Source organism: Rathayibacter rathayi (assembly GCF_004011095.1).
GTDB classification, from domain to species: Bacteria; Actinomycetota; Actinomycetes; order Actinomycetales; family Microbacteriaceae; genus Rathayibacter; species Rathayibacter rathayi.
In genome coordinates, this window is the sequence record NZ_CP028129.1 from 21,282 (window position 1) to 47,091 (window position 25,810).

A 25,810-nucleotide genomic window follows, 5' to 3' on the forward strand; every position below is an offset into this window, starting at 1 on the left:
CCTGCCGGCCTGCCTGCCTGCCTCGCCCTACGCCGCCAGGAAGCGGTCCGCCGTCCGCAGTGAGAGCGCCATCGTCGCGAGCGCCGGGTTCGCGATGAGCGAGCTCGGGAACACCGAGTTGTCGCACACCCAGAGGTTCGGCACGTCGAAGCTGCGGCCGTCGGAGTCGACCACCGCCTCCACGTTCGCGCCCGCCGAGAACGTGATGCGCGCCTTCGGCACTATCAGCTCGCGTCCCCAGAGGCCGGCGCCGCGGGCGAGCGAGGTCGCGTACGTCAGCGGCATCGCGCCCAGGCTCTGGATCAGATAGCCGCCCGCGAAGTCCGCGTCGACCGGCACGACAGGAGCGACCCCGGCCTCCTCCTCCCAGAACCGCCGAATCGCGGCGGCCACCTCGGCCGGACGCTCGAACGGCAGCAGGTGGCCCGCCCCCGCGAGGGTGAGCAGCCGGCCGCGGGAGTAGAGCGCGGGAGTAGAGCGCGGGAGTAGAGCGCGGGAGGGAACGGCGGCGCGGGCGACCGTCCTCATCCCAGCACATCGCGCCCGCGCGCCTCGGCCCTTGCGTCGGAGGCACTCTCGTGCAGTCGACGCCCCGCCGCAGGACCCCGATCAGGCGATCGCGCCGACGAACACCCAGACGACGCAGGTCAGGGAGAAGCCCGCCAGGCCCAGGACCGTCGTCAGAACCGTCCAGGTGCGCAGCCCGTCCGCGACGCTCAAACCCAGGTAACGGGTCACCACCCAGAACCCCGCGTCCGTGACGTGCGAGAGCCCGAGCGAGCCGAAGCCGACCGCGACAGTGATGATCGCGATCTGGAGCGGCGTGTAGCCGCCGTCCGCCACTCCTGTCGCAAGAAGTCCGCCGGTGGTCACGATGGCGACGGTCGCCGACCCCTGTGCCGCCCTCAGCAGCAGCGACACGACGAAGCCGAGCACGATCAGCGGCACGCCCAGCGTGTCGAGAGTCGTGGCGAGTGCGCCGCCGATCCCGCTGGCCTGCAGGACGGCGCCGAAGACTCCGCCACCGGCGACGACGAGCAGGATTGATGCGACCGGCGGGAGTGCGCTCTCGAAGATCTCGTTCGTCTGCGTCAGCGACCAGCCGCGCTTGACCGGGAGGGCGAAGTAGGCGATGCCGACGGCGACGAGCAGGGCGAGGACCGGGGTGCCGATGAAGACGCTGATCCCGTGGGCCGTGCCGCCCTCGGGCAGAAGGAGGGCGCCGACGGTCCCCGCGAGGATCTGCACGACGGGAATAGCGACGAGCAGGATGATCAGTCCGGCGCGCGGTGATGCCAGCACGGTGCCGTCGCGGCCGACCGTGCGGACCGCCTCGGTGACACCGTTGTTCTCAGCGAGCTGGGCGGCGACCGCGGGCGCGAGCTCGTACTCGCGGCGGTTCATCAGTGCGGCGACTGCGGAGGAGAGCACGCCCAGGACCGCGCAGATCGGCAGGGCGATCAGGGCGATCAGGCCGATGTCAGCGCCGAACACCCCGGCGCCGGCGACGATACCCGGATGCGGCGGTACGGCAACGTGCACGGCCAGCATCAGCCCGACCATCGGCAGGCCGAATCTCACCGGGTTGAGGCCGGCGACCTTGCTGAACGCGTAAATGATCGGCACAAGGACGATCACGCCGACCTCGAAGAACACGGGGATCGCAACGAGGAAGGCCACGATCGTGAGCGCGACAGCGACCCGCCGGGGCCCGAGCGCTCGGGTGAAGTGGTCGGCCAGGCTCTGCACGCCTCCCGAGACCTCGATGAGCCTGCCCAGGATCGCCCCGAGCGCGATGATCAGTGCCACCTTGCCCATCGTGCTGCCGACACCGTTCGCCACCAGAGTGAACACGTCGGCGGGAGGGATCTGCGCCGAGAGGGCGACCAGCACGCTCACCAGCAGGAGCGCCACGAAGGCGTGGATCTTGAAGCGGATGATCAGGACCAGCAGCAGGGTGATGCCGGCGGCGGCGATCCCGAGCAGGAGCGGAGTGCCGAGCGTGGTCGCCGGGGCGATCGGGGTGTCCGCCGCGCTGCGGACGGCGGTGAGGAGGGTCATCGGGCGCCCTTCGGGGAGACGACGCGGATGATTGCGGAGTCGTCGGCAGCGGCGAGGCCCTGGGTCGCGCCGAGGAGGAAGAGCTGCTCGGCCGCCGCGGCGACCGGAGTGGCGAGTCCGGCGGCGCGGGCCGCGCTGGTGACGATCCCCAGGTCCTTCACGAAGATGTCCAGGCGGCTCAGCACCTCCGCGCCGTCGTCGTCGTCGTAGGCCTCGAGCATCCGCGGCCCGCGGTTGGCCAGCATGAAGGAGCCCGCAGCTCCGGCGGAGAGCGTCTCGAGGATCGCCGCGGGGTCGAGTCCGAGCGACGCGGCGAGGGCCAGCGCCTCGGCTCCGGCCGCGATGTGAACTCCGCAGAGCAGCTGATTGACCGTCTTGAAGGCCTGCCCATCGCCCGCCCGATCGCCGATCACGCTGAGGGTCGAGGCGAGCAGGTCGAGCACCGGCTGCGCCTTCGCGCGGGCCTCGGGAGCGGCGCCGACCACGATCAGGAGATCGCCGACTCCGGCCCGGACCGGTCCGCCACTGAGCGGAGAGTCGACGAAGTGCACTCCGAGCGAGTCGAGCTGCGCGGCCACAGCGACGACGTCCTCGATCCCGACGGTGCTTGTCATCACGACGACAGCCCCGGGCTCGAGGGACTCAGCGATGCCGGCCTCGCCGAACAGCACGTCGCGCAGCTGCGCGCCGTTGCGCACTGCCAGCAGCACGGCGTCCGTGCCGGCGACCGCCCCGCGGGCTGAGTCGAACGGAGTGATTCCGGCCCGAGCGGCGAGGTCGAGGCGGGCCGGGGCGATGTCGAAGCCGTGCACGGTCAGTACGGAGGCCAGGCGGGTCGCCATCGGCAGGCCCATTGCGCCGAGGCCGAGCACGGCGACGCGGTAGGAGAGGGAGGTCATGTCTGTTCCTTCGGAAGGGAGGCGAGGGGATGCGGAGGGAGCGCGTCGGTCACGCGGAGGGGCGGGTGAGGGTGGCGACCACGGCGGCGAGCGAGTCGTCGTCGCCGACATTCCCCGCGAACACGATGTAGGGGACGCCCCGCGCGGGTCCGTCGACCGGCTCCCAGAGCGAGACGATCCCCGGCAGCATCGGACCGCGTACGAGCGCGCGGCGGATTCCGAGACCGTGCGTCGCGACGTCGCTCGAGGTGATCCCGCCCTTCGCGATGACGAACCGAGGCCGTCTGCGGGCGAGGATTCGCTCGACCACAGTGACAATGGCGGCCGACACGCGGCGCGAGATGTCCAGACTTTCGTCCGCGTCCTCTGTTCGGCGCAGGTGGCGGCTGGTGTGCAGGGCCACGTCGCCGCGGCCGAGTGCGTCGACCGCCGCGTCCACGAGGGAGTCGAGCTGCGCGTCATCGCCGGCCAGGACCTGCTCGACGTCGAGCTCGAGGACCCGCTCCAGCGCGCCGCGACCCGTGAGAACCGCGAGCTGCCGTGAGGTGAGGCCGACGTGCGAGCCGACCACGACCAGTCCGCCTGTGCTCTCGCCGCCTGTGTCCTCGCCGCCTGTGCTCTCGCCGCCCGTGTCCTCGCCGCCCGTGCCGAAAACATCCGTGGCGGTGAGTGGCGCGCGCGCCTCCTGGCCGATGCGGGCGCGGACGAACGGCGGCCCGACCCGGTAGAGGAGCCGCTTGCCGGCCGCCTCCGCCGCCTCCAGGCCGAGGGCGAGGAGGCGCAGATCGTCCTCGAGTACCGCGTCGGCGATCACCGGAGTCGCTTCCTCGAGGGGGAGCAGTGCGGCGATGATCCGGTCGATTCCGCCGCGCAGCACACCGAGATCCAGACGCACCACCTGATCGGCCGCCCAACGTCCGCGCGTCTTCTCGGCCACCCACTCCGCGAGGTCGGAGCAGGAGTAGCCGAACGTCGCGTCGCGGGCGAACTCGGTCTCGGCGACGGGCACCAGGCCCTCGGGCGTGCGCATCAGGTGCACGCCGCCGATCGTGATACGTCCGGCATCGGGGAATGCGGGCACGAGGACCACGCCGTCGACTCCTCGGCCGGTCGCGTCGCGGAGCGTCTCTTCGACGATGTCGGTCTCGAGCGGGTAGTGGCCCCTGAGCGTTGAGTCGCCACGGCTCACGAACGCGATCGGCGTTCCGAGGTCGGCGGCGACGGCGCTGGCGGTGCCGACGACGGCGCGAGTGCGCTCGGCGGCGGAGTCCGGATCGAGGCTTCGCGTGTTCGTGAGGACGTAGACCGCGCGGGCGCCCTGCGAGAGAGCCCAGCGCAGGTCGTCCGGCTCCCAGGACGTCAGGACTGGCAGGTCGGCCACCGACTGCGTCCCGGTCGGATCGTCGTCGAGGACGATCAGGACGCGGTTGGTGCGGGCGACGGCCTCGGCGACGCGGGCGGCCGGGACGGGGACGGGCGCGGGGTAGGCGCCCAGGGCGATCGACTCGTCCATTACACTCCTTCGTGTCAGATGACAGATATCATACAAGCAGTAGTCTGATCCACGGCGAGCCTGGCCTGCCAGCGATGGCGCGGAGTCAGTGCAGCGAGGGCAGGACGTGCGCCCGGAAGTCGTCGGCCGTCTGCCGCATGTGCGCCGACATGGCCGTGCGCGAAGCCTCCGCGTCGCCCGAGCGCAGGGCAGCGAGCACCCGGGTGTGCTGCTGGATCGCGTGCGCCTGGATCGCGTCGACCGCCGAGGTCTGCGCACGCTTCTCCCGCATCACCCGGGAGAGCGGAGCGAGCACGACACCGACGAAGACGTTGCCGGTCGCCCGCAGAATCACGTCGTGGAACGCGATGTCGGCCTCGACGAAGGCGCCGACGTCCGACTCCTCGTGCGCCGTCCGCATCCGCCTCAGCATCCGCTCGAGTTCGGCGAGGTCCTTCGCGGAACACCGGGCCGCCGCTAGCGCCGCCGCCCCACTCTCGATCATCTCGCGCACCTCGATCAGCTGGAGTTCGGTCAGGCCCGGGTCGGCACCGAAGGCGGTGACCCGCAGGATTGGCTCGAGATCGGTCCAGGCGGACGTGGGCGCGACCACTCCGCGCTTGCCCCGGCGAACGTCCAGCACGCCGAGCCCCTGCAGCCGCTTCAGGGCCTCGCGCATCGTGACGCGGCTGACGTCGTGCTGGGCGGCGAGTGTAGCCTCGCTCGGCAGCTCCGATCCGATCGGTACGACGCCAGCGACGATGTCGTCGAGTACAGCGTCGGCGACGGTGGTGACGAGGGAGGCTCGGACCACGGCGGCACCTCCCCTTGCGAACGGACCTCCAGTGTACGGAGCGGCCCGGCTCGCTCCGGCGACGCGAGGACCACCAGGTTGTCCTCGTCGTGCCCCATTCTCCGCTGCCGCCCGTCCCCCGCCGTGGCCTTGGCGTCGCTCCGCGCCGCCTCCTTACTTTGCCGTCTTAGTGCAGGGCCAGCGACCCCGCCAGCACCACCATCACGACCGCTACGGCCGCGTCGAGCACCCGCCACGCGACGCGGCTCCGGAACAGCGGACGCAGCGCCCGAGCGCCGAACCCGAGGGCGGTGAACCACAGCACGCTCCCCGCCGCGGCGCCCGCCCCGAACCACCAGCGCTCCTCGCCGTGCGAATTCGCGACCGAGCCCAGCAGCACGACCGTGTCGAGGTACACATGCGGATTGAGTAGCGTGAGCGCCAGGCCTGTGCCGATCGCCGTGCGGAGCGAGGTGGACGTGCCGGCCGGGTCGCCGTCGAGCGTCCCCGGGCGCAGAGCGCGGCGGGCGGCGAGCACCGCGTAGACCAGGAGAAAGACGATGCCGCCCCAGCGGATCACCAGCAGCAGCCACGGCGCCGACTGCAGGACCGCGCCGATCCCCGCGATCCCCAGCACGATCAGAGCGGCGTCGCAGAGCGCGCAGATCGCCACGACGGCCGGGACGTGCTCGCGGCGGAGGCCCTGGCGGAGCACAAAGGCGTTCTGCGCGCCGATGGCCACGATGAGCGAGAGACCGAAGCCAAGGCCCGACAGGACGGCGAGGAGTGGGGCGGTGAGGACTGGAGACACGGTCCGACGCTACGAGTTGCTGTCTCTGCGGACCACGCTCCTTCAGCCCGTCAGCAGAACAGTCCGTCAGCAGAACCGTCCGTCAGCAGAACAGATGCTGACCGATGACCTCGACCTCTCCCGGCTGCGCCCGCGGCCGGCGCTCAGGCAGCGAAGACGTCGCGGAGGGTGACCGTCTCGAGCGAGCGCTCGCGGAGGATGTCGACGAGGCGCGCGTAGACCAGCGTCACCGGGTCGAAGTTCGCATGCCCGATCACGATGTGCTGCGGCAGGAACCACTGATCAGCGAAGCCGACCAGCTGCTCCGGAGTGATCCGCCCCGAGTCCGAGAGCGAGCCGTACCAGAGCACCGTCGCCCGATAGCCGATCGCCGCCGCCGCCGCGCGAGTCCGCTCGTCGGTGTAGCCGAATGGCGGCCGGTAGAACGGCGCCGCCTCCACGCCGTAGGTCGAGCGAATGAAGTCGCCGTTACGGCCCAGCTCCTCCTGCACTCCAGCAGTCGAGAGGCTCGTGAGGTCGGCGTGCGACCAGGTGTGGTTCGCCAGCTGCACCTGCCCGGAGGCGACCAGCGGACCGAGCGCCGGCGCGTTCACCGTCCACGAGTCGTACTGCCCGTTGAGGAAGAAGGTCAGCCGCGTCCCGGTGTCCTTCGCGAACTGCGCGTACGCGGCGACCACACCGGAGTCGGCGCCGTCATCGACGGTCCACGCGAGCAGCTTCCCGTCGCCCGGCAGCTCCGAGATCGTGCCCGAGGGCAGCGGCGCCTTCACCCGCACCGGCACCGGCGCAGGGGTTCCGCTCGGCACCGGGCGCGGGAGGGACGGAGTGACGGGCTGTTGCGCGTCCGCGTCCGCGGGTTCCGTAGGCGTGCATCCGGTCAGCGCTACCGCCGACGAGGCGATCCCCAGGAGCAGCGCGCGCCGCCTCAACCGCTCCATAGGCCTCCCTCGCGAGCCCCGTTCCCGTTCCCGGAGCATCCCGGCGACCGTAGCCGGGAGGAAGGTCGCCGAGCAAAACGGTGGCGGGATCTCCGGCGCAGCAGGCGCCCGGCTGCACAGGTGTCCGGCTGTCACAGGTGTCCCGCTGCCACAGGTGCCCGAGTGTTGCGGCAGAGAACCGGGCCCGCGTATACTCGCGAAGTTGCGTGCATCTGCATGCGCTTGCGTGCTGCCCGCCGGGCGGGGGCTCCGGCTCCCACCGAACGGCCGGGCAGTGCGCCGACAAGTGACCTTGGGTGGGTCGGGCGGGGCCTCGGGCCGCGCGTGATCCACGGTAACCACACATGGAGGAAACTATGGCAGCAGTCTGCCAGGTGACCGGAGCCGTCCCCGGCTTCGGGCACGCCATCTCGCACTCGCACCGGCGCACCAAGCGCCGCTTCGACCCGAACGTACAGAAGAAGACGTACTACGTGCCGTCGCTTCGCCGTAACGTCACCCTGACCCTCTCGGCCAAGGGCATCAAGGTCATCGACGTCCGCGGCATCGAGTCCGTCGTCAAGGACATTCTCGCTCGTGGGGTGAAGATCTAATGGCCAAGCAGCAGGACGTCCGTCCCATCATCAAGCTCCGTTCGACGGCCGGCACCGGTTACACCTACGTGACCAAGAAGAACCGCCGCAACGACCCCGACCGTCTCGTGCTCAAGAAGTACGACCCCGTAGTGCGCAAGCACGTCGACTTCCGCGAGGAGCGCTAAATATGGCTAAGAAGAGCAAAATCGCCCGCAACGAGCAGCGCAAGGTGGTCGTCGACCGCTACGCCGCCCAGCGCCTCGAGCTGAAGAAGGCACTCGTCGACCCGGCCGGGACCGACGAGTCCCGCGAGGCCGCCCGCGTCGGCCTCCAGAAGCTTCCCCGCAACGCCTCGCCCGTCCGCGTCCGCTCGCGCGACGCCGTCGATGGCCGCCCTCGCGGCAACCTCACGAAGTTCGGCATCTCGCGTGTCCGCTTCCGCGACATGGCCCACCGCGGCGAACTGCCCGGCATCACCAAGTCGAGCTGGTAGCAGCGCGCTCGACGAGGGCCCGTGATCCGATGGATCGCGGGCCCTTGTCGTTCCTCCGACCGTAAAATAACCGGATGACCGACTCCAGCCTGCCCACGCTTGCCGAGATCGCGGCGCTCATCGACCACGCGATCCTCAAGCCCGAGTTCACCCGAGCCGACGTCGACGCCCAGCTCGACCAGGCCCGAGCATCCGGCGTGTTCAGCGTCTGCGTCCGCCCCTCCGACATCGCCCACGCTGTCGCCCGGCTCGACGGCTCCGCAGTCCTGGTCGGCACGGTCATCGGCTTCCCCCACGGCACCACCTCCACCGCGGCCAAGGTCGCCGAATCGCGGCAGGCCCTCGCCGACGGCGCGGTCGAACTCGACATGGTCGTCAACATCGGCCGCCTGCGCAGCGGCCTGCTCCAGGACGTCGAGGACGACATCCGCGCGGTCGTCGACGCCGCAGAAGGCCGCATCGTCAAGGTCATCCTCGAGACCAGCCTCCTCGACGACGAGCAGATCGTCGAGGGCAGCCGCGCCGCCGAGCGCGCCGGAGCCGACTTCGTGAAGACGGCCACCGGATTCGCCGGCGGCGGCGCCACCCAGCACGACCTGCGCCTGATGCGTGGCGCCGTCTCCGAAGCCGTCCAGGTGAAGGCGTCCGGCGGCGTCCGCGACCTCGACACCCTCCTCACCTACCGCGAGCTGGGCGTCACCCGCTTCGGCACCAGCGGCTCCGCGACCATCCTCGGCGACCTCGCCGCGCGGCGCTCGGGCGACTCCTCCGCGGCTCAGGTCGACTCCGCCTCCTACTGACGGGACCCCAGGCCGCACCGCACCCGCCGACCGGATGATGCCGGTGCGCCTGCGCCCGGGCCGCGCCGGTCGCTGGGCCGAGCGCACCCGCCGCCCCCTCGACGAGATCGCCCGCGCCCTCAAAGAGCGGGTTTACGCGACCTTCACCGGCCTGGCCGTGGTGATGATCTATCTTGTCGGCGACCACCCGGATGCGGTGCACGCCCTGCAGAGCCTGGTGGTCTCGATCGTCGGGATCTCGGCCGCCGGCTTCGTCGCCGAGGTGATCGCGCACCAGGTCGTGCACGCGGCGACGCCGTCCGGTACCGACGCGCGCACCATGCTCCGGATCGCGGGCGGGGCGCTCGCCTCCGCCTCGCTGCCGGTCCTCGCGCTGCTGGGGATCGCGGGGCTCGGCGTGCTGGTCGTGGGCGTCCTCGCCCTCGCGCACTGAGCGCGCACCGCGCATCTGCGCGACGCGGACGGCTCCGGTGCCCGGCTCGCCGAGGCGATCTCTCTCGCGCAGGCGCAGGTGAACAGCGCCCTCAGACGCGACGACACCACTGCCCGCACACTTCGAGCGTCCCTCGCACTGGGGCGGCTGGACACGCGGGTCAGTGGTGCTGCCCGTCAGGGCGTGCCGGGTGCGTCGAGCGACTCGTCGCCGTCCACGTCCTCCAAACCGAGTCCGTCCACGACCTCGCGGCCGAGCAGGTGAGCGCCGCTCCAGCCCTCGATTACGCAGCGGGGGAACGCCTCACGATGGGGGGAGCGGAGCCACGCAGACGCGGCCTCACAGGCCCACAACTCCGAGGAGTAGACGCCGATGATCTCGGTGCGGTCGTCCCAGGGGGTCGCGGTGGAGAGCACGAAGTGGTCACCGTCCACGATCGGACCTCCTGCTTCTCTCGGGGTTCAGCGACCCCGATCGAAGGCGGGACCGAACCGGACGTTACCCGACATCAGGGGAGCTCGTCTCCAGGGTCGACAGGACCCTGGAAGGCGGTTACGGGACCCGGTATGGCGGCTGCGGCGCTCCGATCGGGACCGCGGTCATCCGATCGTTCCCCGCAGACGCGCGTTCAGCCCGCCCAGGGCCGTCGCGAACTCGTTCTCGTTGCTCCCCGGGAGCAGCGCGCCGCCCTGCTCGAGACCGCGTCGGAGAGCGGCGATCTCTTCCGGAGTCAGTCCGCCATTGTCCAGGAGTGCCGAGAGGGCGGACGTAGGACTTTTCCCTGTCTGGGCTCCTGTTCGGGTGGGGACGGCGGAGGCACACCGACGCCCCGGGCCGTTGAGCCCGGGGCGTCGGCGGGAACGGATCAGACGACGCGCGGATCGGACTCCCGGCTGTCATCCTCGGGGATGTGCACGTCCTGGACGGTCACGTTGATCTCGGCCACCTCCATGCCCGCGATGTGCTGGATGGCATCGGCGACGGCCGAGCGGACGTCCTCAGCGACCTTCTGCAGGGGCGCCGGGTACTCGGCGACGATGGTGATGTCGGCGGCCACCTGGCGCTCGCCCACCTCGACCTTGACGCCCTGGCCGCGGTCGTCGTTGCCGATCGCGCTGCGAATCGCGCCGATGGCCCGGGCCGCTCCTCCACCGAGGGCGTACACGCCGGGGACCTCGCGGGCGGCGATGCCGGCGACTTTGGCGATGACGCCGTCCTCGATCACGGTGCGTCCGGGTCCGGTGCTGCTTCGACGGGTGGTGGTCGCGGGGGTCTCGGCCATGATCTCCTCTTTCGCTCAGTGATTCTCTCGGTGCCCGATCGGTCGGGCGAGGTACACGAGATACAGAGAGAGGACGGGCGGGCCGCGGCGAACGTCACGGTCCGGGGCGCTGTGCCCAGGCAACTGCCAGAGAGTTGGGCCGGTCGGCTCTGCGCGGCGGGGATTCGCCCTCGGCGCGGTGCTGTGGTGGCATGGACCCGTGACCGACGCGACCGACCAGCAGCCGACCGCCCAGCAGCCGACCGCCCAGCCCGCTCGCGTGCGCCCGCGAACCCTGCTCGTCCTCGCGCTGATCGGCGCCGTCGGCGGGACCCTCTCGGGCGCCTTCGGCGTCGGCGGCGGGATCGTGATGGTGCCGATGCTGATCGCGTGGGCCGGGATGGACCAGCGCCGCGCCTCCGCCACCTCGCTGCTCGCGATCGCCCCGACCTCGGTCGCCGGTGCGTTCGGCTATGCGCTCGCCGGGCAGGTCGCCTGGGCTCCCGCCGCGGTGATCGCGGCCGCCGCGATGCTGGGAGCCCTCGCCGGCTCCTGGTTGCTCGCGCGACTGCCGCTGGGGGTGCTGCGCTGGCTGTTCGTGGCGCTGCTGGTGGCGGCAGCGGTGCGGATGGCCGTGTTCGGTTCGAATGACACCGGCGACATCGCCGAGGGCTGGGCGGTGTGGCCGGGATTCGCGACGCTCGGGGCCGGAATGGGGGTCGCCTCCGGACTCTTCGGCATCGGCGGCGGAGCGATCGCCGTGCCGGTCCTGGTCGGCGCCTTCGGATTTGCGGACCTGCTGGCCAAGGGCACCTCGCTCGCCGCGATGATCCCCACCGCGATCACCGGCTCGATCGCGAACGCCCGCCGCGGACTGCTCGACGTGCGCGCTGGCCTGGTGGTGGGGCTGACCGCCACTGCCTTCTCCTTCGCCGGAGTCGCCCTCTCCTTCCTCCTGCCGGCGCGCGTCTCCGGGATCCTCTTCGCGGCGCTGCTCCTGCTCGCGGCGGTGCAGCTCGCCCTCCGCGGGCGGCGCGCCTCTCGCGCCCTGCCCCCCGGTTGTCCGTGACAGCATCGGAGGTGATGACGATTCCCGGTGCCGCGTGAGCGCGGTCAGCCACCCTCAGCCAGGTGGCGGGCGGAGCGGCGGGGTTCCGCGGGGGAGTGGCGGGTCTCCCTCCGGATCCGGTCGAATGGAGTCATGGCACAGAAGACGGTCGCAGACCAGCTCATCGCCCAGCTCATCGACGCCGGCGTCTCTCGCATCTACGGGATCGTCGGCGACTCGCTGAATCCGATCGTCGACGCGGTCCGCCGCAGCGGCGGCTCCGGGAAGGGAGGCATCGACTGGATCCATGTGCGCAACGAGGAGGCCGCCGCTTTCGCCGCGGGCGCGGAGGCGCAGCTGACCGGCCGCCTCGCCGTCTGCGCAGGCAGCTGCGGGCCCGGCAACCTGCACCTGATCAACGGCCTCTTCGACGCACACCGCTCCGGAGCCCCGGTGCTCGCCATCGCGAGCCACATCCCCAGCAACCAGATCGGTTCCTCCTACTTCCAAGAGACACACCCCGACCGGCTCTTCGTCGAGTGCTCGAACTACCGCGAGCTGATCTCGACCGCCGCCCAGGCCCCGCGCGTCGTGAACGCCGCGATGCGCAGCGCGGTGGCGCTGGGCGGAGTCGCTGTGATCACCCTCCCCGGCGACATCGCCGAGTTGGAGGCGGTGGACGAGTTCCCCGCGTTCGTGCTGCCGTCGCCGCCCGTCCTGGTTCCCGCCGCCGCCGACGTCCAGGCCCTCGCTGTCGCGATCGACGGGGCGAAGACGGTCGCGATCTTCGCCGGCGCCGGAGTGCAGAACGCGCACGACGAGGTCGTCGCCTTCGCCGAACTGGTCGGCGCGCCCGTCGGGCACAGCCTCCGCGGGAAGGAGTGGATCCAGTACGACAACCCCTACGACGTCGGCATGACGGGCCTGCTCGGCTACGGCGCCGCGCACGCCGGCATCCATGACGCTGAGCTGCTCCTCCTGCTCGGCACCGACTTCCCCTACGAGCAGTTCCTCCCCGACGCCTCGACGGTCGTGATCGCGCAGGTCGACAGCGACGCCTCGAAGCTCGGCCGCCGGGTCAGCGTCGCGCACCCCGTGCACGGCGACGTGGCCGCGACGCTCACCGCACTCACCCCGCTCGTGCAGCGCAAAAGCCACCGCTTCCTCGACAAGACGCTGAAGAAGCACGAGAAGCTGGTTACCGGAGTCGTCGGGAAGTACACCGAGGTCGGCACCCGCAGCCCGATCCATCCCGAGTTCGTCGCCGCCACCCTCGACGATTTGCTCGCCGAGGACGCGATCGTCACCGCCGACACCGGCATGGGCAACGTCTGGCAGGCCCGCTACATCACCCCCAACGGGAAGCGCCGCCTGATCGGCTCCTACCTGCACGGCTCGATGGCCAACGCGCTGCCGCAGGCGGTCGGCGCGCAGCTCTCGCACCCGGGTCGCCAGGTCGTGTCGCTGAGTGGTGACGGTGGGCTCTCGATGCTGATGGGCGAGCTGGTCACCGTCGCCGCCTATCGGCTCCCGGTGACGATCGTGGTGTTCAACAACTCCACCCTCGGCTTGGTGAAGGTCGAGATGCTGGTCGACGGCTTCCCCGACTTCGCGGTGGACGTGCCGATGGTCGACTACGCGAAGGTGGCGGAGGCGATCGGGATCCGCGGCATTCGCGTCGAGGATCCGCGCGACGTCGAGGAGGCGCTGCGTTCGGCGCTCGCCGATGGCGGCCCGGTCCTCGTGGACGTGGTGACGGATCCGCTCGCCCTCTCGCTGCCGCCCACGATCACAGGCGCCCAGGTGAAGGGCTTCACTCTGGCGATGTCGAAGATCGTCATGAACGGCGGAGCGGGCGAGGCCGTCGCACTGGCCCGCACGAACATCAAGCACGCCCTCCGATGAGCGACGCGCGGGCGCTGGCACCTGGTTCATCCGCGGCTCCTCGCTGCCGCTCCGACGTGCTCCAACACAACGTCAGCTGAGAGGCCTCCTCATCCACCATCGTGGATGACAGGGCTTCTCAGCTGACGTTGTGCTGCGGCCTCACTCGCCGAAGGTGATGGCCTGCGCCTCGACGAGCTCGGGCTCGGGCTCGTGGGCGTCGGCGCGGGCCAGGGTGCGGCGTCCGAGCAGCACGATCAGGGCGGCGATGGCCACGGCTCCGGCGGCGGCGTACATCGGGAAGGCCGGCGAGATCGCGGCGGCCAGCGCGGAGGCGGCGGGCGGGGCGATCGCGCCGCCGAGGAAGCGGACGCCCGAGTAGGCAGAGGAGGCGACGGAGCGCGGCAGGTCCGTCGCTTCCATCACGCACTCGGTCAGCACCGTGTTGACGACGCCGAGCAGCAGCCCGCCGACGATGATGCAGACGATGAGGCCCACCCGCGACGAGATCACCAGGCCGCCGGCGACTAGATCGAGCGCGAGCAGCAGCAGCACCGAGCGCAGCACCACGGTCCGCGGAAGCCTCGCGGTGAGCAGCGGAGCGGCGAATACCGAGGTGATCGCGACGCCCAGACCCCAGCCGAAGAAGGTGAAGCCAAGGCCCATCTCGTCCAGACCCAGCGGGTAGGGCGTGTAGGCGAGCAGCACGAAGAAGCCGATGTTGTAGAACAGGGCCGCGGTGGCGAGCGAGCGGATTGCGGGGACCCTGAGGGCCGCGAACGGCGCCGAGAGCGGAGTAGGAGTGGGCCGGGGTCCGTCCTCACGGAGCAGCGTGGCGATGGCGATGGCGCCGACGGCCATCAGCACCGCGGTGCCGAAGAACGGACCGCGCCACGAGACGCTGCCGAGTAGCCCGCCGAGCAGCGGGCCGATCGCGATGCCGATGCCCAGTGCGGCCTCGTAGAGCACGATCGCCGCGGAGGAGCCTCCGCTGGCCGCGCCGACGATGGTCGAGAGCGCGGTGGAGATGAACAGCGCGTTCCCGAAGCCCCAGCCGGCGCGGAAGCCGATGACGCCCTCGACACTGCCCGCCGTTCCCGCGAGCGCGGCGAACACCACGATCAGCACCAGCCCGATCATCAACGTCTTCTTGGCGCCGATGCGGCTGGAGAGCCAGCTGGTGAAGAACATCACGACGCCGGTGATCACGAGGTAGCTCGTGAACAGCAGCGACGTCTCTGTGGGAGTTGCCCGCAGGCTCTCGGCGATGGCAGGAAGGATCGGGTCGACCAGGCCGATGCCCATGAACGCGATCACTGCGGCGAAGGCGACGGCCCAGACGGCCAGCGGCTGCTTCAGGATCGAGCCCTGCGCGGGCGGGTGGGGGAGGTGGTCACGGGGTGGAGCCTTTCTCGGGGAGGAGCGGAGCCGGGGGCAGCAACGTAATAACATAGCACGTCTATGTAGTGCCCGAGCACTGCCGTTCTCCTCCGCTCCTGTGTCAGAGTTGTTCGCAATCGCGCGTTCACTCCCGCGATCACCGACGGAAAGAGAAGTCATGTCCTCCAGCGAGCACGACATCGTCGTGATCGGCGCCGGCGCCACCGGACTCACCGCGGCGCTCCGGCTGCACGAGCAGGGCTACGACGAGGGAGGAGTCGAGGTGCCCGCCACCTATGCCGCCCCGTTCTGGCGGGCCGACGGCCTCTCGGGTACCGCGTTCAGCCCGTACTCGCTGGTGCACGAGGTCTACGACAACTCCACCCACGGCGAACAGCGCGGCACCCTGGTCGGCTTCGTCTCGGACGAGAAGGCCGACCGCGTGCTCGCGCTCGACGAGGGGGAGCGGAAGGCCGCGATCCTCGATTCGCTCGCCGCCTACTTCGGGCCGGCCGCGCTCGATCCGCTCGTCTACTACGAGAGCGACTGGGCGTCCGAGGAGTGGACGCAGGGCGCGTATGCCGCGAGCTTCGACCTGGGCGGGTTAACCCGTTACGGCGCGCTCCAACTGGAGCCGGTAGGTCCGCTCCGCTTGGGGACGAGCGACATCGCGGCCGAGGGGTACCAGCACGTCGACGGCGCCATCCGCGTCGGACGACGCCTGGCGCAGGAGATCATCGACGAGGACGCAGCGACGGCTCGGGCCTCCCACCGCGAAGGAGCACAGCACGCATGAGCACAGGTCCGACGAGCGCAGGTCCGACGAGCGCAGGTCCGACGAGCACAGGTCCGACGAGCGCAGGCCCGATGAGCACAGGTCCGAGTCCCGTCCCGTACGCCGTGATCGACCCGGCCTCGGGCGAGACCCTCCGCGAGTACCCGAGCATCAGCGAGGCCGAGCTGACCGCGACGATCGCCTCGGCCCACGGGGCCTACTCCTCCTGGTCGCGGGACGTGCCCGTGGCGGCCCGTGCCGCGCTGGTCGCCCGAGTGGCCGCGCTGCACACCGAGCGCGCCGACGAGCTGGCGGCGATCATCGTCCGCGAGATGGGCAAGCCGCTCGATCAGGCGCAGGGCGAGGTCGGCTTTGCGGCCGACATCTACCGCTACTACGCCGAGCACGGCGAGGCCTTCCTCGCCGACGAGCCGATCGCGCTCGCCGAGGGCACCGGCTCCGCCCTGATCCGCCGCTCCGGCCTGGGCGTGCTGCTGGGCATCATGCCGTGGAACTTCCCCTACTACCAGGTGGCCCGCTTCGCCGGCCCCAACGTGGTCGCCGGCAATACGATCCTGCTCAAGCACGCGCCGCAGTGCCCGGAGTCGGCCGCCGCCATCGCCGACATCTTCCGCACCGCGGCCGAGGAGCTGGGCGCTCCCGCCGGCGTCTACGTCAACCTTTACGCCTCTAACGAGCAGGTCGTGACCGTGATCGCCGACCCGCGCGTGCAGGGCGTCTCGGTCACCGGTTCCGAGCGGGCCGGTGCCGCCGTGGCCGAGCTGGCGGGCCGCCACCTCAAGAAGGTCGTGCTCGAACTCGGCGGGTCCGATCCGTTCGTGCTCTTGTCGACCGACGATCTCGACAGGGCGGTGGAGGATGCGGTCGCCGCGCGCCTGGACAACAACGGCCAGTCTTGCAACGCGGCCAAGCGCTTCATCGTGATCGACGAGCTGTACGACACGTTCGCCGAGAAGTTCACCGAGGCGTTCACCCGCGCCCAGCCGGCCGATCCGTTCGCCTCGGGCACCCTCCTCGGCCCGCTCTCCTCCGCGTCCGCCACCGAGCGTCTCACCGCACAGCTGGCCACCGCGCGCGAGCAGGGCGCTACCGTGCGCGCGAGCGGCGAGGCGACCGGCAACTTCTTCCCGCCGGCCGTGCTCGAGGACGTCACCCCCGAGATGGACGCCTACCGCGAGGAGTTCTTCGGTCCGGTGGCGGTCCTGTTCCGCGTCCATGACGAGGACGAGGCGATAGACCTCGCGAACGACACCCCCTACGGCCTCGGCTCGTACCTCTACACGACCGACAGCGAGCAGGCGCTGCGCCTGGTGGACCGGATCGACGCGGGCATGGTCTGGGTCAACCTCGTCCTCGGCGACGCCGCCGAGCTCCCCTTCGGCGGTGTGAAGCGCTCGGGCACGGGGCGCGAGATGGGTCGGCTCGCGCTGGAAGAGTTCGTGAACAAGAAGCTGATCCGGATCGCGTAGGCGTGCACCGGGGCTGACGGTGACGTCGCCCCGGTACGCGCCCTGCGTGGAGGTCCTGCGTCAGGTCCTCATTCGCGGATCAGCAGGTGGCCCCGGTGTAGGCCGCGTAGAAGTCCCTCGCTCCTTCACTCCACCGGTTGTACGAACCGACCGCCGTCTTGACGTTGGACGCCTTGCGCGTGTTCTCGATGTACAGGTCGCCGCCGCTGGTGAGGAAGCTGCTTCCGCCGACCGGCTTGGCGCCGCTAGGGACGCTCGAATACGTCTCCGGTTTCGTGTCGTGGCGGACGCTGTGCGCGACTCCGTCGGTGTCGACGTAGGTCGCGAAGTAGTCGCGTCCCTCCGTCCAGCGGTTGTACTGCCCGACGGCCGACTTCACCTTCGAGGCCTTCTTGACACTCTCGATGTACAGGTCACCGCCGTCGGTGAGGAAGGTACTGCCGCCCACCGGGGTGGAGTTCTTCGGTACGTCCTTGTAGTCCACCGGATCCTGATCGTGGCGGACGCTGTGCGCGACCCCGTCTTTCGTCACGTAGCTCGCAAAGAAGTCTCGGCCCTCGTTCCACCGGTTATACTCGCCGACAGCGGACGTCACGTCGGAGGCTTTTAGTACGTTCTCGATGTAGAGCTTGCCGTCGCTGGTGAGGAAGCTGGCCCCGCCCAGCGGAGTAGCGTTCTTCGGCACGCTCGTGTAATTCACCGGGTCCTGGTCGTGGCGGACGCTGTGCGCAACCCCGTCCTTGGTGACATAGGTCGCGAAGTAGTCGCGCCCCTTCGTCCACCGGTTGTATGCGCCGACGGCGGACTTGACATTGGAGGCCTTCTTCACACCCTCGATATACAGGTCGCCGTCGCTGGTGATGTAGGTGCTGCCGCCGACCGGCGTGGATCCGTTGGGGACGTCGGCGTACTCGACCGGATTCTGGTCGTGGCGCACAGATAATGCGCCCTCCGACTTGGCGCCGGTCACCGGTGCACTCGTCGACAGGTCGTCGCTGATAGCGCCGAAGGTCGACTTTCCACCGTCTCTCGGGACTTTGATGTCGGGGAGCGTGATGAGCCCACTGCTATCAGTCGTGGCTGAAGACGTCGTGGTGCCGTCCTTGAAGGTGTATCCGTCGCGGAGGGTGACGGTGACCCTCTTCCCCGCGTCCGCCGTACTTCCGTCTGTGGTGCGCTTGACTTGCGCGCCCTTGATGAACTTGCAGCCCACCCCGGTGTAGGACGCCTTCGTGAACTTCAGCGTCGGCGAGTTCGACGCCGCGGCAGCCGGCGTCGCGACCGACACGCCGACGACCGGGATGGTCCAGGCGGCGCCCTGGACGAGGGTGCGGCGGTGGACGCCGTCTGGGGCGGGAATGGCCCAGTCGGACAGGCTCGTGTCGACGTTTCGGTACTTCTCGAAGCGGTTCTTCGTCATGTGTTCTCGCTTTCCTGCGTGTTCGGGAGGGACATCCGAAGCTTCGTCATGGGTGCAGATCGGCCCTCTGCGGCCGCCGAAAGTGGTGTCCCCGCCGCCGGAACTTGCTCACGAACCTCCGTTAGCCCGGTGGCGCCTGGAGAATGACTCGTCGTCGCGCCGATGCCCGGCGAGGCTCTGGCGTCATCCGGGTGATCGAGGACACGAGGAGGATCCATGACCGGCGGATCATCACGTCGCACGGCCTCCCTGCTTGGCGAGGATTCCCGGGCCTGGCTCGCCGAGCGAGATCATTACGGACAGCTGGATACCGCCTTCCGACTGGTGTCCGACGAGATCCTGGTCCACGGACTCCGACTGGCCAGAATGTGGCACACCGAGGGCGCCTATGTCATCGCGCGCCGCTCGCCCGCGGCGCTGCTGCTCGTTCAGATCGAAGGGGAATGCACCCTCCGCTCACCGGTGTGGGGAACTCAGCCGAGGATCCTCGGGCCAGGCGATGTCGCCGTTCTGCCAGGAGGGGCAGCGCCGTTCCACCTCTCGGCGGACCGCCCGGTCGCTCGATATCAGATCGACTACGACCTGGCCGGACTGCCCGCGCACGCCCGGATCGAACTCGAGTCGGGAATCCTTTTCTCCCGGCCGGCAAAAGGATATCGGGACGCTGTCACGTCGACCGCGAACATCGCTTTCAATTCCTCGCTGTCGGAGGGCGAAGCCGGCTTCGCCGACTTCGCTGTCGGGCTCCGGCATCTCTCGACGGCGCTCCTTCTGCACGCCCTAGAGGCCACCGCCCCGGATCTTCCCGAGGACGCGGGCAGCCTGCACCGGGCCGCTCTCCGGGTCATTTCGACGCGGGCGACGGATCCCGACTTCACCGTGGAATCGCTTGCGCACGCCGTCGGGACGTCCTCCCGGACACTGCGGGAGGTCTTCGCTCAGACAGGAAGCTCGGCAAAAGCCGCCCTCACCGGTGAGCGGGTGCGCCGAGCGCGCGTTCATGCCGCGGTGGGGGAGGACGGCGATCGGTTCACCACGGCGGAGGTCGCCCGACTTTCCGGTTTCCGGGACGCGCGAGCGTTGCGACGTGCCCTCGCGAAGGTGACCGCCGAGCGATGAGCCCCTGGCGGCGCCGATGATGTGCCGGTCCTGCTGACCCCGGGGCGAGAGCCGGAAAAAGACACTTCCTTGCCGGAACCTGTATCACGCTCTTCCCCGGAACGGATCATCTGTGAAGAATCACTTCTCGGCTCGTTTGACCTCGACGAGATCGCGGTGATTCTCAGGTCTCGGGCGAAGCAGGGAGCGGTCTCTGGCATCCGAGTCGGTTAGCCGGAAGTCTGCACTACAGGACGAGAACGCTCGACTCTGGCCAATGCAGAGAGCCCTAATGCACAAGACGAGAGGGCCACCCGATCTTCTCGGGTGGCCCTCTCGTCTTGTCGAAGAAGAACCGAGCTACACGAAACCGGTAGCGCGGCTCATCGTCATCAGCAGCTCGAGTTGCTCGAGGTCACGTAATCCATGTAGAAACCGTTCGTCGAGTCGTACTCGATCTGCGAAGCAGAGGTGACGTTCTTGTTCACGAGCTGAGTGTCGTTGTAGAGGGTTCCGTCGGACGTCAAGTACATCTTGTCGCCGAGCGCGGTGGCACCCTTCTGATCAGACGTAATCTTTGTGGACGTGCCGGTAGCGTCGCCCGACTTCTTGTAGTAGCTGTACACGTCACCGTTCTCAGTGACGTAGTTCATGTAAATGCCGTTCTTGTTGTCGTACTGCACTTGCGAGGCGGACGTCACGTTCTTCGCGATGCTCGTCGTTCCGGCGAAGAGTTCCTTGGAAGAATCCAGGTACAGGTTGTCACCTAGTGCCGTCGCGCCAGTCTTCCCAGTTGTGATGGAGCTGGTCGAGGTAGCTCCAGTAGCACCGGTCCTGTGGAACTGGCGCACTTCTCCGGACGATGTCACAAAATCGATGTAGATGCCGTCGGTGCTGTCATAGTTCACCTGCGAGACGGACTTGACATCGGTTCCGATTGAGTCCGAACCAAAGTATAGAGTGCCACCCGAGGTGAGATAGATCTTATCGCCGTAGGCGGTTGCGTCGCTTTGGCCACTCTTGACGTCGCTGCTCGATCCTGTATTACTGCTCGAGTCCTTCTTGAAGATACGAACCTCGCCGCTCTTCGTGACGTAATTCAGGAAGAGATTGTCCTTCGAGTCATACTCGACCTGCGAGACCGACGTAACATTCTTGCTGATCTCCTGTGGAGTGCTGGAGGCGCCGTTGTAAAGTGTTCCGTCTGACGTCAGGAAGATTGAATCTCCGTAGACGGTCGCATCCTTATAGCCAGCCTCAACGAGGCTACTGGAACCATCTGTCGACGATGCACTCTTGTGGAAGGAGCGAATGGCGTATGCGGTGGATGTGACCGGCGCCGAAGCGGAAAGCGTGTCGGAGGTCGCGTTGAAGGTGGTCGACTTCTCGCCGGTCGGGACTTTGATGTCCGGAAGGGTGATGAGCCCTGAGCTGTCGGTCGTGGCGGAGTAGGTCGTCTTGCCATCCGCGAAGGTGAAGCCGTCCTTGAGCGTGACGGTCACCGTCTTGCCCGCGTCGGCCGTCGTTCCGTCGGTCGTGCGCTTGACCTGAACGCCGGTGATTGTCTCGCACCCGTTGCCCGTGTATGAGCCCTTCGTGAACGCCAGCGTCGGCGTCTTCGACGCCGCGGCAGCCGGTGTCGCGACCGACACGGCGACGACCGGGATGGTCCAGGCGGCGCCCTTGACGATGGTGCGGCGGTGGACGCCGTCTTCGGCGGGGATGGTCCAATCGGACAGGGGCGACCCGATGTCGCGGAACTTGTCGAAGGAATTGTTTGTCATGTGCTCGAACTTTCGTCTGTGAAGAGAGGGACGAATGAAGCATTGCCAGGTCGGTGAGATGAGGAAGCATCGGGGCCGGAAGTAGTCCGCTCTGAGCCGGAACCTGCGGCTAGGCTTCGCACCGTAGGGCGACGAGGCGCACAATCATTCGTCGATGCATTGCTTGTCGGCGAGGATTCGTCGATTGATCTGTGAGCTTTTGGAGAACCTGTGGCCCCCGACTCGCTACGCCGAAAATATTCGCTTCAAGGAGACTCGGCCCAAGAATGGCTGGCCGAGCGAGACTTCCTCGGAGAATTCGATTCGAGCTTCAGACTCGTCTCCGACGAGATCCGCTTCGAGGGCTTACGTACTGGTCGGATCTGGCACAGCGAGGGCGCCTATTCGATCGCGCGTTCCTCCGCGGTGGCGCTGTTGATCGTGCAGATCGAGGGGGAGGCGACCCTGCGGGTGCCAATGTGGGGGGGGGGGGGGTAAAGTGATCGGTCCGGGCGATGTGGCGGTCCTGCCGGGCGGCGGCCCTTCCTCGTTCCGCTTCACTGCTGCTCGCCCGGTCGCCCGCTATCAGGTCGAATTCGATCTAGCCGGACTTCCTGCTCCTGCGCGCCACGAGTTGGAGCTCGGAATGGTGTTCTCGCAGCCCTCGAAAACGTACCGCGATGCGGTCGTCACTACCGCGAACATCGCCCTCAACTCGACGATGGTCGGCGGAGAAGCCGGCTTCGCCGACTTCGGTCTGGGACTGCGGCACCTCACGACTGCACTCCTACTGCACGCTCTCGAGGCCACGGCGCCTGAGCATTCGGACGACGCAGAGAGTCTGCACCGCGCGGCGCTCCGCGTGATCGCCATGCGGGCGACCGATCCTGACTTCACTGTCGAAGATCTCGCCCAGGCCGTCGGGCGGTCGCCGCGCAATCTGCGCCACATCTTCGCGCAGGCCGGATCATCCGCGAAGGCGGCGCTCACAGAGGAGCGGGTCAGGCGGGCGCGAATGCACGCGGCCGACGCGGAACACGGCCGCCGATTCGCCGCCTCCGAGATCGCCCGACTGGCCGGCTTTCGAGACGTGCGAGCCCTGCGCCGCGCGCTCGCCCAGCGGCAGGGCCCGAGTTCGCGCTGACTCCGCCGCGCCGACTCACTTCTTCGTCAGCGACGACTCCTTGTGCGCGGGCTTCGCCTCGGTCTTATCGCTCTGCACGATCCAATAGGGCTCGTCCTCCGAGGCGTTGAACTTCTGCCCCTCGAAGTGAAACTCGTTCGTCTTCTTTTCGACGAGTTCGCCGTGGGTTTCGCCCTGTGACGTGTTCCAGCTGATCTTGTCGCCCTTCTTCACGAGGCGGCTCCTTTCTCTGTGGTGGTGATGGTGGTGGTGATGGTGGTGGTGACATCGACGATCGCCGGAGCGGCGGGCGCCGATGAGAAGCCGAACCGCACCGGAGGCGAGAGCGGTCGCAGCGGGCCGAGGTCCTCCTCCGCCAGCACGGCGTGGACACCCTCGACCCGGCGGATCGCGCGCACGCCGTAGAACTCGCGGCGCCCGTTCCCGGCCGAGCCGGCCTTGCGGACGCCGGGCGCGAGCAGGGCGGCGACCGGCGAGATCGCGCAGAGCCACGCCGGATGCTCGGCGACCGGCCGCGGCACGATCCGCAGCAGCCGCCCGAGCGGCGTGAGGCCGCCGAGGCGCAGGCTCACGGCGAGAGGCCCCGCCGAGACGGTCAGGCCGCCCGCGATCCTCCGCCACGACACGGGAGCCACCCGCACCTCGTCGAACGAGTACGTGGATCCGATGAAATCCGCGACCTCCCTGGTCGGTGCAATCAGGAGGCGGTGCCCGTCGCGCGTCTCGATCATCGCGTCGGCGAACGCCCCGAACGGAGTCTCCGCCCAGAGCCCGAGCACGATCCGCGTGCCCGAGGCCGTGCCGAACCCCGCGATGCGCCCGCCGAAGCGGAGGAGCCGCGGGGTCCGGCCGGTCATCAGGAGGCCGAGCGCAGCAGGGTGAACGACTCGTCGCGGACGATCAGCGTGGTGACCTCGCCCTCGACGACCTGGCCCGGGTCGCTGGAGGCCGCGAGCGTCCACTCGGCTCCGGGTGCGTCCGGAACGGTGAACTCGACGCCGTTCTCGGCCGCGTTCAGCAGCAGCGCGAAGCTCGCGCTGCCCTCGTGCTCGAAGACGAAGGCGATCGAGCGGGCGTCCGGGTTGTCCCAGTCCTCGTCGGCGAAGCCCTGCGCGTCCGAGCGGAGAATGTCGACCGTATCGGGGCCTCCGTCGCCGGGCGCGCGGCGGAACCACTTCGGGCGCAGCGCCGGCTCGGTCGCCCGGAGCGCGATCAGCTCGCGGGTGAAAGCGAGCAACCTGCGGTCCGCCTTCTCCCAGTCGAACCACGAGATCTCGTCGTCCTGGCAGTAGGCATTGTTGTTGCCGCCCTGGGTGCGGGCGACCTCGTCGCCGCCCAGGATCATCGGCACTCCGGCCGAGAGCAGCAGCGTCGCGAGGAAGTTGCGGCGCATGCGGTCGCGGCGCTCGTTCACCGCCTGGTTCTTGGTCGGGCCCTCGGCGCCGTTGTTGGAGGAGCGGTTATCGCTCTCGCCGTCGGTGTTGTCCTCGCCGTTGGCCGCGTTGTGCTTGCGGGAGTACGCGGTGAGGTCAGCCAGGGTGAAGCCGTCGTGCGCAGTCACGAAGTTGACGCTCGCGAGCGGCGAGCGGCGGTCAGCCTCGTAGACATCAGGCGAGCCGAGCACGCGCTGCGCGGTCGTGCCGAGCACCGAGTCGGCGCCGTGCCAGAAGTCGCGCACGTCGTCGCGGAACTTCCCGTTCCACTCCGACCAGTCCGCCGGGAAGCCGCCGACCTGGTATCCCGCGGTGTCCCACGGCTCCGCGATCATCTTGACGGGAGCGAGCACCGGATCCTGCGCGATCAAATCGAGAAAGGCGCTGTGCACCTCGGCCTCGCCGCTCTGGCGGGTGAGCGTGGTGGCCAGGTCGAAGCGGAAGCCGTCGACGTGCATCTCGGTCACCCAGTAGCGCAGCGAATCCATGATCAACCCCAGCGCGGCCGGGTGGGCGACGTTGAGGCTGTTGCCGGTGCCGGTGGTGTCGAAGTAGTTGCCGCGGTCCTCCTCCACCAGGCGGTAGTAGGAGCCGTTGTCGATGCCCTTGAACGAGAGCGTCGGGCCCTTATCGTTGCCCTCGGCGGTGTGGTTGTAGACCACGTCGAGGATCACTTCGAGGCCGGCCTCATGGAACGCCTTCACCATAGCCTTGAACTCGTCGACCTGGGAGCCGTCGTCACCGGCGTGGGAGTACTCGTTGTGCGGCGCGAAGAAACCGAGGGAGTTGTAGCCCCAGTAGTTGCGCAGCCCCTTCTCCTCGAGGTGCGAATCCTGCACGAACTGGTGCACGGGGAGCAGCTCGACCGAGGTCACGCCCAGGTCGGTGAAGTGCTTGATCGCGGCGGGGTGCGCGAGGCCGCGGTAGGTGCCGCGGATGTCCTCGGGCACGTCGGGGTGCAGCTTCGTGAAGCCCTTGACGTGCACCTCGTAGACGATGGTCTCCTCGAGCGGGATGCGCGGCGCGGTGTCGCCGCTCCAGTCGAAGGAGCCGGGGTCGGTGACCACACAGCGGGGGACGGCGTGTGCGGAGTCGGCATCATTACGCCGGTCCGCCTCATCGTAGAACTGCCCGAAGACGTCCTCGGACCAGGTGTAGGAGCCCTCGATCGCGGTGGCGTGCGGGTCGAGCAGCAGCTTGGCGGGGTTGTGGCGGAGGCCGTTGGCGGGATCCCAGGGGCCGTCGACGCGCAGGCCGTAGCGGGTGCCGACGCCCATCTCGGGGACGAGGCCGTGGAAGACGTGGCCGGTCCGCTCGGTGAGGGCGACGCGGGTCTGCGCTCCGGACTCGTCGAAGAGGCAGACCTCGACGCTGTCCGCGGTCTCGGAGTAGACGGCAACGTTGGCACCGGCATCGCCGCGGAGTGAAACGCCGAGGGGATACGGGACAGAACGGGGGGAGGCGGGCATGCCACCATCCTGACCGCGCGACTGCGGCCGCTTCTCGGCCTTGTCCGGCGCGCCTCCGGCAGCTACGCTCGCGGGCCCTTGTGTCGCTCCCCCGTGAGCTATTCGGTTCCGTGAGCTATTCGGTTCCGTGAGCTATTCGGTTCTGTGAGCTATTCGGTTCTGTGAGCTATTCGGTTCTGTGAGCTATCCGATTCCGTGAGCTATTCGATTCCGCGGAGGGCGAGTAGCCGCCCTCGGTGTTCGTCATCGAGGTCGAGAACGCCGATTCACGCCCAGCGCGGCAGGATCGGGGCTCTCAACCTCGGGTACATACACGAATCTCGATGCACCCCCGTTACGAGGGACCCGAC

General features: G+C 69.0%; 25 protein-coding genes and 1 pseudogene. 11 read left to right on the plus strand and 15 right to left on the minus strand.

Going from position 1 to position 25,810, the window contains the following annotated elements:
* Window positions 1-27: 27 nt before the first annotated feature.
* From C1O28_RS00105 to C1O28_RS00135, 7 genes are all read right to left on the minus strand, one after another.
* Window positions 28-528 carry a GMC oxidoreductase gene (locus C1O28_RS00105; RefSeq protein ID WP_097166130.1) on the minus strand — a complete coding sequence of 167 codons (501 nt, stop codon included), beginning with the start codon at window positions 526-528 and terminating at the stop codon, window positions 28-30.
* Between the two features lie 81 nt (window positions 529-609).
* Entirely contained in the window at window positions 610-2,061 is a 1,452-nt protein-coding gene (locus tag C1O28_RS00110) for a GntP family transporter (RefSeq protein ID WP_097166131.1), read from the minus strand.
* Window positions 2,058-2,960 carry an NAD(P)-dependent oxidoreductase gene (locus C1O28_RS00115; protein WP_097166132.1) on the minus strand — a complete coding sequence of 301 codons (903 nt, stop codon included), beginning with the start codon at window positions 2,958-2,960 and terminating at the stop codon, window positions 2,058-2,060. The genes C1O28_RS00110 and C1O28_RS00115 overlap by 4 nt, the downstream gene beginning before the upstream one ends.
* 49 nt (window positions 2,961-3,009) lie before the next feature.
* Complete coding sequence (locus tag C1O28_RS00120) at window positions 3,010-4,473, minus strand: four-carbon acid sugar kinase family protein (RefSeq protein WP_097166133.1); 1,464 nt, start codon at window positions 4,471-4,473, stop codon at window positions 3,010-3,012.
* 85 nt (window positions 4,474-4,558) lie between these two features.
* Complete coding sequence (locus C1O28_RS00125) at window positions 4,559-5,266, minus strand: FadR/GntR family transcriptional regulator (protein ID WP_097166134.1); 708 nt, start codon at window positions 5,264-5,266, stop codon at window positions 4,559-4,561.
* 166 nt (window positions 5,267-5,432) lie between these two features.
* Window positions 5,433-6,056: a LysE/ArgO family amino acid transporter gene (locus tag C1O28_RS00130; protein ID WP_097166135.1), complete on the minus strand. Its 624-nt coding sequence runs from the start codon at window positions 6,054-6,056 to the stop codon at window positions 5,433-5,435.
* A gap of 143 nt (window positions 6,057-6,199) precedes the next feature.
* A complete protein-coding gene (locus C1O28_RS00135) occupies window positions 6,200-6,994 on the minus strand; it encodes a polysaccharide deacetylase family protein (protein ID WP_097166136.1) in 795 nt (264 codons plus the stop codon).
* A 356-nt stretch (window positions 6,995-7,350) separates the two neighbouring features.
* On the opposite strand from C1O28_RS00135, the gene rpmB reads away from it, so the two are divergent.
* From rpmB to C1O28_RS00160, 5 genes are all read left to right on the plus strand, one after another.
* The gene (gene rpmB / locus C1O28_RS00140; protein WP_097166137.1) at window positions 7,351-7,587 is read left to right on the plus strand and encodes a 50S ribosomal protein L28; all 237 of its coding nucleotides are present in this window, start codon (window positions 7,351-7,353) and stop codon (window positions 7,585-7,587) included.
* The gene (gene rpmG / locus C1O28_RS00145; RefSeq protein ID WP_027692168.1) at window positions 7,587-7,754 is read left to right on the plus strand and encodes a 50S ribosomal protein L33; all 168 of its coding nucleotides are present in this window, start codon (window positions 7,587-7,589) and stop codon (window positions 7,752-7,754) included. Before rpmB ends, rpmG begins: the two co-directional genes overlap by 1 nt.
* Before the next feature lie 2 nt (window positions 7,755-7,756).
* Complete coding sequence (rpsN, locus tag C1O28_RS00150) at window positions 7,757-8,062, plus strand: 30S ribosomal protein S14 (protein ID WP_097166138.1); 306 nt, start codon at window positions 7,757-7,759, stop codon at window positions 8,060-8,062.
* A gap of 74 nt (window positions 8,063-8,136) precedes the next feature.
* The gene (gene deoC / locus C1O28_RS00155; protein ID WP_181024723.1) at window positions 8,137-8,862 is read left to right on the plus strand and encodes a deoxyribose-phosphate aldolase; all 726 of its coding nucleotides are present in this window, start codon (window positions 8,137-8,139) and stop codon (window positions 8,860-8,862) included.
* 43 nt (window positions 8,863-8,905) lie between these two features.
* Window positions 8,906-9,295, plus strand: coding sequence for a hypothetical protein (locus C1O28_RS00160; protein WP_104355443.1), 390 nt, complete (start codon window positions 8,906-8,908; stop codon window positions 9,293-9,295).
* 176 nt (window positions 9,296-9,471) lie between these two features.
* On the opposite strand, the gene C1O28_RS00165 is transcribed toward C1O28_RS00160, so the two are convergent.
* Window positions 9,472-9,729 carry a hypothetical protein gene (locus C1O28_RS00165; RefSeq protein ID WP_097166140.1) on the minus strand — a complete coding sequence of 86 codons (258 nt, stop codon included), beginning with the start codon at window positions 9,727-9,729 and terminating at the stop codon, window positions 9,472-9,474.
* Between the two features lie 431 nt (window positions 9,730-10,160).
* Complete coding sequence (locus C1O28_RS00170) at window positions 10,161-10,577, minus strand: Asp23/Gls24 family envelope stress response protein (protein WP_181024722.1); 417 nt, start codon at window positions 10,575-10,577, stop codon at window positions 10,161-10,163.
* Window positions 10,578-10,776: 199 nt separating this feature from the next.
* Between C1O28_RS00170 and C1O28_RS00175 the strand changes: the two genes are divergently transcribed.
* Complete coding sequence (locus tag C1O28_RS00175; protein ID WP_127821379.1) at window positions 10,777-11,625, plus strand: sulfite exporter TauE/SafE family protein; 849 nt, start codon at window positions 10,777-10,779, stop codon at window positions 11,623-11,625.
* Window positions 11,626-11,757: 132 nt separating this feature from the next.
* Window positions 11,758-13,509, plus strand: coding sequence for a pyruvate dehydrogenase (locus tag C1O28_RS00180; RefSeq protein WP_097166143.1), 1,752 nt, complete (start codon window positions 11,758-11,760; stop codon window positions 13,507-13,509).
* A 141-nt stretch (window positions 13,510-13,650) separates the two neighbouring features.
* Here the strand turns inward: C1O28_RS00180 and C1O28_RS00185 are convergent, their stop codons facing one another.
* Window positions 13,651-14,940, minus strand: a complete 1,290-nt coding sequence (locus tag C1O28_RS00185; protein ID WP_127821380.1) for an MFS transporter — start codon at window positions 14,938-14,940, stop codon at window positions 13,651-13,653.
* Between the two features lie 205 nt (window positions 14,941-15,145).
* On the opposite strand from C1O28_RS00185, the pseudogene C1O28_RS00190 reads away from it, so the two are divergent.
* Together C1O28_RS00190 and C1O28_RS00200 are read left to right on the plus strand one after the other, a co-directional pair.
* A pseudogene (locus C1O28_RS00190) lies at window positions 15,146-15,664 on the plus strand (flavin monoamine oxidase family protein); the annotation flags it as partial.
* A 71-nt stretch (window positions 15,665-15,735) separates the two neighbouring features.
* Window positions 15,736-17,133, plus strand: coding sequence for an NAD-dependent succinate-semialdehyde dehydrogenase (locus tag C1O28_RS00200; protein WP_097166145.1), 1,398 nt, complete (start codon window positions 15,736-15,738; stop codon window positions 17,131-17,133).
* Between the two features lie 79 nt (window positions 17,134-17,212).
* On the opposite strand, the gene C1O28_RS00205 is transcribed toward C1O28_RS00200, so the two are convergent.
* Entirely contained in the window at window positions 17,213-18,553 is a 1,341-nt protein-coding gene (locus tag C1O28_RS00205; protein ID WP_097166146.1) for a hypothetical protein, read from the minus strand.
* A gap of 216 nt (window positions 18,554-18,769) precedes the next feature.
* Here C1O28_RS00205 and C1O28_RS00210 point away from each other — a divergent pair, with 216 nt between their 5' ends.
* Window positions 18,770-19,672, plus strand: coding sequence for a hypothetical protein (locus tag C1O28_RS00210; RefSeq protein ID WP_097166147.1), 903 nt, complete (start codon window positions 18,770-18,772; stop codon window positions 19,670-19,672).
* A 371-nt stretch (window positions 19,673-20,043) separates the two neighbouring features.
* Here the strand turns inward: C1O28_RS00210 and C1O28_RS00215 are convergent, their stop codons facing one another.
* The gene (locus C1O28_RS00215; protein ID WP_097166148.1) at window positions 20,044-21,435 is read right to left on the minus strand and encodes a hypothetical protein; all 1,392 of its coding nucleotides are present in this window, start codon (window positions 21,433-21,435) and stop codon (window positions 20,044-20,046) included.
* A 625-nt stretch (window positions 21,436-22,060) separates the two neighbouring features.
* On the opposite strand from C1O28_RS00215, the gene C1O28_RS00220 reads away from it, so the two are divergent.
* The gene (locus C1O28_RS00220; RefSeq protein WP_097166149.1) at window positions 22,061-22,558 is read left to right on the plus strand and encodes a helix-turn-helix domain-containing protein; all 498 of its coding nucleotides are present in this window, start codon (window positions 22,061-22,063) and stop codon (window positions 22,556-22,558) included.
* Between the two features lie 15 nt (window positions 22,559-22,573).
* On the opposite strand, the gene C1O28_RS00225 is transcribed toward C1O28_RS00220, so the two are convergent.
* The 3 genes from C1O28_RS00225 to glgX are packed head-to-tail and all read right to left on the minus strand — an operon-like array spanning window position 22,574 to window position 25,460.
* Window positions 22,574-22,771 carry a hypervirulence associated TUDOR domain-containing protein gene (locus tag C1O28_RS00225; RefSeq protein WP_097166150.1) on the minus strand — a complete coding sequence of 66 codons (198 nt, stop codon included), beginning with the start codon at window positions 22,769-22,771 and terminating at the stop codon, window positions 22,574-22,576.
* A complete protein-coding gene (locus tag C1O28_RS00230) occupies window positions 22,768-23,415 on the minus strand; it encodes a hypothetical protein (protein WP_097166151.1) in 648 nt (215 codons plus the stop codon). The genes C1O28_RS00225 and C1O28_RS00230 overlap by 4 nt, the downstream gene beginning before the upstream one ends.
* Window positions 23,415-25,460, minus strand: coding sequence for a glycogen debranching protein GlgX (gene glgX / locus C1O28_RS00235; protein WP_097166152.1), 2,046 nt, complete (start codon window positions 25,458-25,460; stop codon window positions 23,415-23,417). Before glgX ends, C1O28_RS00230 begins: the two co-directional genes overlap by 1 nt.
* Window positions 25,461-25,810 lie beyond the last annotated feature (350 nt).